This is a genomic window from Anaerotruncus sp. (assembly GCF_057433415.1).
Map to the genome: position 1 here is coordinate 1 of NZ_DBMDHH010000087.1, position 6,471 is coordinate 6,471.

The 6,471-nt window shown below is 64.2% G+C and carries 4 protein-coding genes; 1 reads left to right on the top strand and 3 read right to left on the bottom strand.

The window, feature by feature from the left end; all coding sequences use genetic code 11:
• From ygeW to dpaL, 3 genes are all read right to left on the bottom strand, one after another.
• Positions 1–779, bottom strand: a 779-nt coding sequence (ygeW, locus tag ACZO3G_RS14210) for a knotted carbamoyltransferase YgeW (protein WP_486847354.1), incomplete at its 3' end; no start/stop codon positions are given.
• A 211-nt stretch (positions 780–990) separates the two neighbouring features.
• The gene (locus ACZO3G_RS14215; protein WP_276873476.1) at positions 991–2,301 is read right to left on the bottom strand and encodes a YgeY family selenium metabolism-linked hydrolase; all 1,311 of its coding nucleotides are present in this window, start codon (positions 2,299–2,301) and stop codon (positions 991–993) included.
• 172 nt (positions 2,302–2,473) lie between these two features.
• On the bottom strand, positions 2,474–3,688 hold the full coding sequence (gene dpaL / locus ACZO3G_RS14220) for a diaminopropionate ammonia-lyase (RefSeq protein ID WP_276873478.1): 1,215 nt from the start codon (positions 3,686–3,688) through the stop codon (positions 2,474–2,476).
• Positions 3,689–3,937: 249 nt separating this feature from the next.
• Here dpaL and xdh point away from each other — a divergent pair.
• The coding region (xdh, locus tag ACZO3G_RS14225; RefSeq protein WP_486847355.1) for a selenium-dependent xanthine dehydrogenase at positions 3,938–6,471 on the top strand (2,534 nt) is incomplete at its 3' end.

Sequence of the window (6,471 nt, forward strand, 5' to 3'; positions counted from 1 at the left end):
TCGGCCATCGAGTTGGTCTTGCGGTAGGTGCCGCCCGACGCGGCGGCGTTCTTCTTGGCGACCTCCTCGACCTCGGGCATAACCTCGTAGCCCTCGGGATGAGCCAGCACGACGTCCATGCCGAAGCGGGTCATCAGGCCGATGACGCCCTGCGGCACCGAGAGGGGCTTGCCGTAGGAGGGGCTGTAGGCCCAGGTCATCGCGACCTTTTTGCCCTTGAGGTTCTCCACGCCGCCGAAGTGGTGGATGATGTGGAGCATATCCGCCATGCACTGGGTCGGGTGGTCGATGTCGCATTGGAGGTTGACCAGGGTCGGGATCTGCTCGAGCACGCCGTCCTGATAGCCCTCGCGGACCGATTTGGAGACCTCGTGCATGTAGGCGTTGCCCTTGCCGATGTACATGTCGTCGCGGATGCCGATGACGTCCGCCATGAAGGAGATCATGTTCGCCGTCTCACGGACGGTCTCGCCGTGCGCGATCTGGGATTTGCCCTCGTCGAGGTCCTGCACCTCGAGGCCCAGCAGGTTGCAGGCGGAGGCGAAGGAGAAGCGGGTGCGGGTGGAGTTGTCGCGGAAGAGGGAGATGCCCAGCCCGCTCTCGAAAATCTTCGTGGAGATGTTCTGCTCGCGCATGTAGCGCAGCGCATCGGCGATGGTGAAGACCGCCTCGAGCTCGTCGTCCGTCTTCTCCCAGGTGAGGAAGAAGTCGTTCATGTACATCTCTTTGAAGTTGAGTTTGTTAAGTTTATCGATATAGGCCTGTAATTTCTGATCCATAGCTGTAACTCCTTCACAAATGTTTACTGATTTTGAATGGTTTTCAGAAATCGGCCAATCCTATATGCAATTTTAACGAATATCTTCCCTTACAGCATACATGAATTGGCGATTGATTGCAAGTTCTTCAGCTGTATTTGTTTGATTCCGCCGCAAATTTGTGCATTTTCACTCCGAAGCGGCAAGTGCAAAACCCAAAATTCCTTGTGATTTATTCACAATAGCAGGTGGGCAGCGCCGCATAAACCGCCGCGCAGCGGACGAGATCATCCTTCCAGGTCATCTCGTTGGGGGCGTGCGCCTGCGCCTCGGCGCCCGGGCCGAACCCGATGCAGGGGATGCCGTTGCGGCCCATGATCGACACGCCGTTGGTCGAGAAGGTCCACTTGTCGGTCAGCGGGCGGGCCTTGCGCATCGCCTCGTTGGCGGGCACGCCCACGCGGCTGTCGCCGTAGAGGCCCTTGTAGGCCGTTTCCATCGCCCTGGTGACCTTGTGGTCCTCGGGGATGACCCAGGTCGGGAAGTAGCACTCGATCGGGTAGACGCAGCCGGTGTAGCTCGGCCGGTCGTACTGGTACATCGAGACCTTCACGTCGCCGCCGTACTTTTTGACGGCCGGCAGGTTCCGGATTTCCTCGAGGCAGCTCTCCCACGTCTCGCCCGCGGTCATGCGGCGGTCGAGCGACACGGCGCAGGAATCCGCCACCGCGCAGCGCGACGGCGAGGTGAAAAAGATCTCCGACACCGTCACGGTGCCGCGCCCGAGGAAGCGGGCTTCCTTCCACTCGGGGTTGTACGCCTCGTCGAGCATCTTGACGAGGCCCTTGATCTCCGTGCCGGCGGCCGCGTCGTTCTCGTTGAGGGCGCGCACGTCCTGGAGGATGTCGGCCATCTTGTAGATCGCGTTGTCGCCGCGCTCGGGCGCCGAGCCGTGGCAGGAGACGCCCTTGACGTCGATGCGGATCTCCATGCGGCCCCGCTGCCCGCGGTAGATGCCGCCGTCGGTCGGCTCGGTGGAGACGACGAACGCGGGACGGACGTGGTCCTCTTTGACGATGTACTCCCAGCAGAGGCCGTCGCAGTCCTCCTCCTGCACCGTGCCGGTGACGAGGACCCTGTATTTGTCGTTCAGCAGGCCGAGGTCCTTCATGATCTTCGCGCCGTAGACCGCGGACACGATGCCGCCCATCTGGTCGGAGGTGCCGCGGCCGCCGATCTCGAGGTCGTTCTCATAGCCCTCGTAGGGGTCGAAGTTCCAGTTGTCGCGGTTGCCGACGCCCACCGTGTCGATGTGCGCGTCGAACCCGATCAGGGTTTCGCCCGCGCCCATATAGCCGAGCACGTTGCCCATCGGGTCGATGACCACCTCGTCGAACCCGACCTTCTCCATCTCCTCCTTGATGCGCAGGATGTGGCCCTTTTCGCCGCAGCTCTCGCCCGGGATCGCCACCAGATCCCGCAGGAACCTGGTCATGTCCGCGCGGTAGCCCTGCGCCGCCTCTTTGATCTTGCTGAAATCCATCGTCGTTTCCTCCTTATAGAATCATACTGCTGTTCACAAAACTTTTCGCCCGCCTTTTTTAAAAGGCGGCGGGGTGCCGGGGCGGAGCCCCGGCGCGCGCCCCGCAGGGCGCAAGACGTTTTATCCTGAGAAGCGGTTTCTTTGCCGGCTTTCTTTCAAGAAAAGAAAGCCGTTATTGATAGGACGGGTTCGCGCCGTTCCACACGACCTTCCGGTAGTTCTCCGGGTCGGTGTCCCCCTCGGTGGAGAAGATCAGCACCTTCGAGTCCTTCCCGAGCCCAATCGCCTCGCGCAGCTCGCGGTAGGTGTTGTCCTCCATCAGCGCCGCCGCCAGACCCATGCCGACCGCGCCGCTCTCCCCCGAGACGACCTGCGGGTCGCCCTTGCAGGGGGCGCCGAGCATCCTCATCCCCTTGGCCGCGACCCAGTCGGGGCAGGAGACGAAAAAGCCCGCGTGGTTGCGCAGGATCTCCCACGAGATCGTGTTCGGCTCGCCGCACGCGAGCCCCGCCATGATCGTCTGTAAATCGCCGCCCACGATGCGCGGCTTGCCGTCCGCCGCGACCGCGCCCTTATAGAGGCAGTCGGCGGCCTGCGCCTCCATGACGACCGTTGTCGGAGGATTCTCCGGGAAGAGGTTTGCAAAGTAGCCCTGGACCGCGCCCGCCAGCGAGCCGACGCCCGCCTGGATGAAGATGTGGGTCGGACGGTCGACGCCCGCCTCGCGGAGCTGCTCGGCCGCCTCCGACGCCATCGTGCCGTAGCCCTGCATGATCCACGCCGGGATCTCCTCGTAGCCCTCCCACGCGGTGTCCTGCACGACCACCCCGCGCGGGGTCGCGGCGGCTTCCGCCGCCGCCATGCGCACGCAGTCGTCATAGTTGACCTCTTCGATCGTCACCTGCGCGCCCTCTCTGGCGATGTTGTCGAAGCGGGTTTTGGTGCTCCCCTTCGGCATATGGACCACAGCCTTCTGCCCGAGCTTGTTGGCCGCCCACGCGACGCCCCGCCCGTGGTTGCCGTCGGTCGCAGTGAAGAAGGTCGCCTGCCCGAATTCCTCCCGCAGCTTTTGGGAGGTGAAGTAGTCGTAGGTCATCTCCGAGACGTCCCGGCCGAGCTCTCCGGCGATATAGCGCGCCATCGCGAACGACCCGCCCAGCACCTTGAAGGCGTTGAGGCCGAAGCGGTAGGACTCATCCTTGACGAAGAACCCGCCCAACCCGAGCTGCGCCGCCATCCGGTCCAGCCGCGCCAGCGGCGTCACCGAATACTGCGGGAAGCTCTGGTGGAATCTGCGCGCCTTCGCCACATTCTCAAGCGCCATGACCGACAGCTCCCGGTCGTCCCCCTTCGGCATCCGGTTCGCCGCCCATTTGATCTGTTCCATGCTCTGCTCTCCTCCTGTTAAAACGGTCTTCCGGGGCAAGTATGACTTTTGTTCTTAACCCCATCATAGCACAGGAAAAATGCAAGTCAATAGATTTTCTTAAAAAATTTTGTTTTACCTAAAAATTTTTTAGAATTTGTCGAAATTGACTATTGCTTTTCCACCATCAGCATGATAAACTTAGGGTGGATTTATAAAAGTATTACTTATTTTTCGGCATTCAGCGGAATTCGGATGGAGGACGGTACGATGGTTACAATGACGGTCAACGGCAGACAGGTGGTCTCCGAAAAGGACGAAAAGCTCCTCACCTTCCTGCGCGAGACGCTCGGGCTCACCTCGGTGAAAAACGGCTGCTCGGAGGGCGCCTGCGGCACCTGCATGATCCTCGTGGACGGCAGGGCCACCAAGGCCTGCGTGCTCAAAACCTCCAAATGCGCCGGCAAATCGATCGTCACCTGCGAGGGGCTCACCCCCCGCGAGCGGGATGTCTACGCCTACGCCTTCACCAGCTGCGGCGCGGTCCAGTGCGGCTTCTGCACTCCCGGCATGGTCATGAGCGCCAAGGGCCTCCTCGACGCCGTGCCCGACCCGACCCGCGCGCAGGTCAAGGAGGCGCTCAAAAACAACATCTGCCGCTGCACCGGCTACAAAAAGATCGAGGAGGCGGTGCTGCTGGCCGCGAAGCTCCTCCGTGAGGGCATCCCCGTCCCCGCCTGCACCTTCACCGGCAGGGTGGGCGAAAACCTGCCCCGCGTCGACGCGCCCGCCAAGACGGTGGGCGACGCGGAATATGTCGACGACATGCGCGTCGAGGGGCTCTGCTTCGGCAGCGCCGTGCGCAGCGCCTATCCGCGCGCGCGGGTCCTCTCGATCGACGTGTCCGAGGCGCGGGCGCTGCCCGGCGTCGTCGCCCTGCTCACCGCCGACGACCTGCCCGGGAACCCCAAGGTCGGCCATCTCAAGAAGGATTACGACGTGCTCATCCCCGTCGGCGGGATCACCCACTTTCTCGGGGACGCGGTCGCGCTCGTCGCGGCCGAGGACTGTGAGACGCTCGAACGGGCGAAGGCCCTCGTCAGGGTGGAATACGAGGAGCTGCCCGGCGTCTTCTCCCCCGCCGAGGCGATGGCCCCCGGCGCGCCGCTCGTACACGAGGAAACCCCCGGCAACCTGCTCGCCCACGAGCACCTGGTGCGTGGCAACGCCGACGAGGCGATCCGCCGCTCCAAATATGTGGTGACCACCCATTATTCCACCCCGCCGACCGAGCACGCCTTCCTCGAGACCGAGACGGCGCTCGCGATGCCCGACGGGGACGGGGTCGTCATCTATTCGGCGGACCAGGGCATCTACCAGACCAAGAAGGAGTGCGCCGAGGCGACCGGCCTGCCGCCCGAAAAGGTGCGGGTCGTCGCCAGGATGGTGGGTGGCGGCTTCGGCGGCAAGGAGGACATGAGCGTCCAGCACCACGCCGCCCTGCTCGCGCTGGCGGCCAAACGCCCCGTCAAGGTCGCGCTGACCCGGAAGGAGAGCATCCTCATCCATCCCAAGCGGCACGCCTTTGAGATGGAGTTCACGACCGCCTGCGACGAAAACGGTTATCTCACCGCGATGAAGGCGACGCTTATTTCCGACACGGGCGCCTACGCCTCGCTGGGCGGGCCGGTGCTCCAGCGCGCCTGCACCCACGCGGCGGGCCCCTATAACTACCAGGACATTGAGATTGACGGCAAGGCCTACTACACCAATAACCCCCCCGCGGGCGCCTTCCGCGGCTTCGGCGTGACGCAGAGCTGCTTTGCCACCGAGTGCAACCTCAACCTGCTCGCCGAAAAGGCGGGCATCTCCCCGTGGGAGATCCGCTACCGCAACGCCATCCGGCCCGGGCAGGTGCTCCCCAACGGCCAGATCGCCGACGAGACGACCGCCGCCGTCGAGACGCTGATGACCGTGAAGCCCTACTACGACGCGCACCCCAGGGCGGGCATCGCCTGCGCGATCAAGAACAGCGGCCTCGGCGTGGGCATCCCCGACACGGGGCGCTGCCGCCTGCTCGTAAGGGACGGCCGGGTGCAGATCCACACCTCCGCCGCCTGCATCGGGCAGGGCATGGGCACCGTCGTCACCCAGATCGTCTGCGACGTGACCGGGCTCCCCCTCGAGCGGGTGGCCTACCAGACCCCCGACACCGCCCTCGCGCCCGACGCCGGCAACACGACCGCCTCCCGCCAGACCCTCTTCACCGGAGAGGCCGCGCGGCAGGCCGCGCTCCAACTGAAAGCCGCGCTCGCGGATTCCCCCCTCGGCGCGCTCGAGGGCCGGGAATTTTCCGCGGAATACCTCGGCGTGACCGATAAGCTGGGCTCCGACAAGCCCAACCCCGTCAGCCACGTCGCCTACGGCTACGCGACCCATCTCGTCGACCTCGACGAGAACGGCCGCATCCGCAAGGTGATCGCCGCGCACGACGTCGGCCAGGCGATCAACCCGGTGAGCGTCGAGGGGCAGATCGAGGGCGGCGTGGTCATGAGCCTCGGCTACGCGCTCACCGAGGACTACCCGCTCGACCACGGCAGGCCCACCGCCAAATTCGGCACCCTCGGGCTCTTCAAGGCGACCGACACCCCCGACGTCGAGGCGGTCATCGTCGAGGGGCCCGCCAAATCCGAACTCGCACGCGGCGCCAAGGGCATCGGCGAGATCGCTTCGATCCCGACCGCGCCCGCCGTCCAGCTCGCCTATTACAACTTCGACGGCAAATTCCGCACCTGGCTCCCGCT

Coding starts and splice junctions, on each gene's coding strand:
- dpaL (WP_276873478.1), bottom strand. CDS start 3,688: ATGGAACAGATCAAATGGGCGGCGAACCGGATGCCGAAGGGGGACGAC.
- ACZO3G_RS14215 (WP_276873476.1), bottom strand. CDS start 2,301: ATGGATTTCAGCAAGATCAAAGAGGCGGCGCAGGGCTACCGCGCGGAC.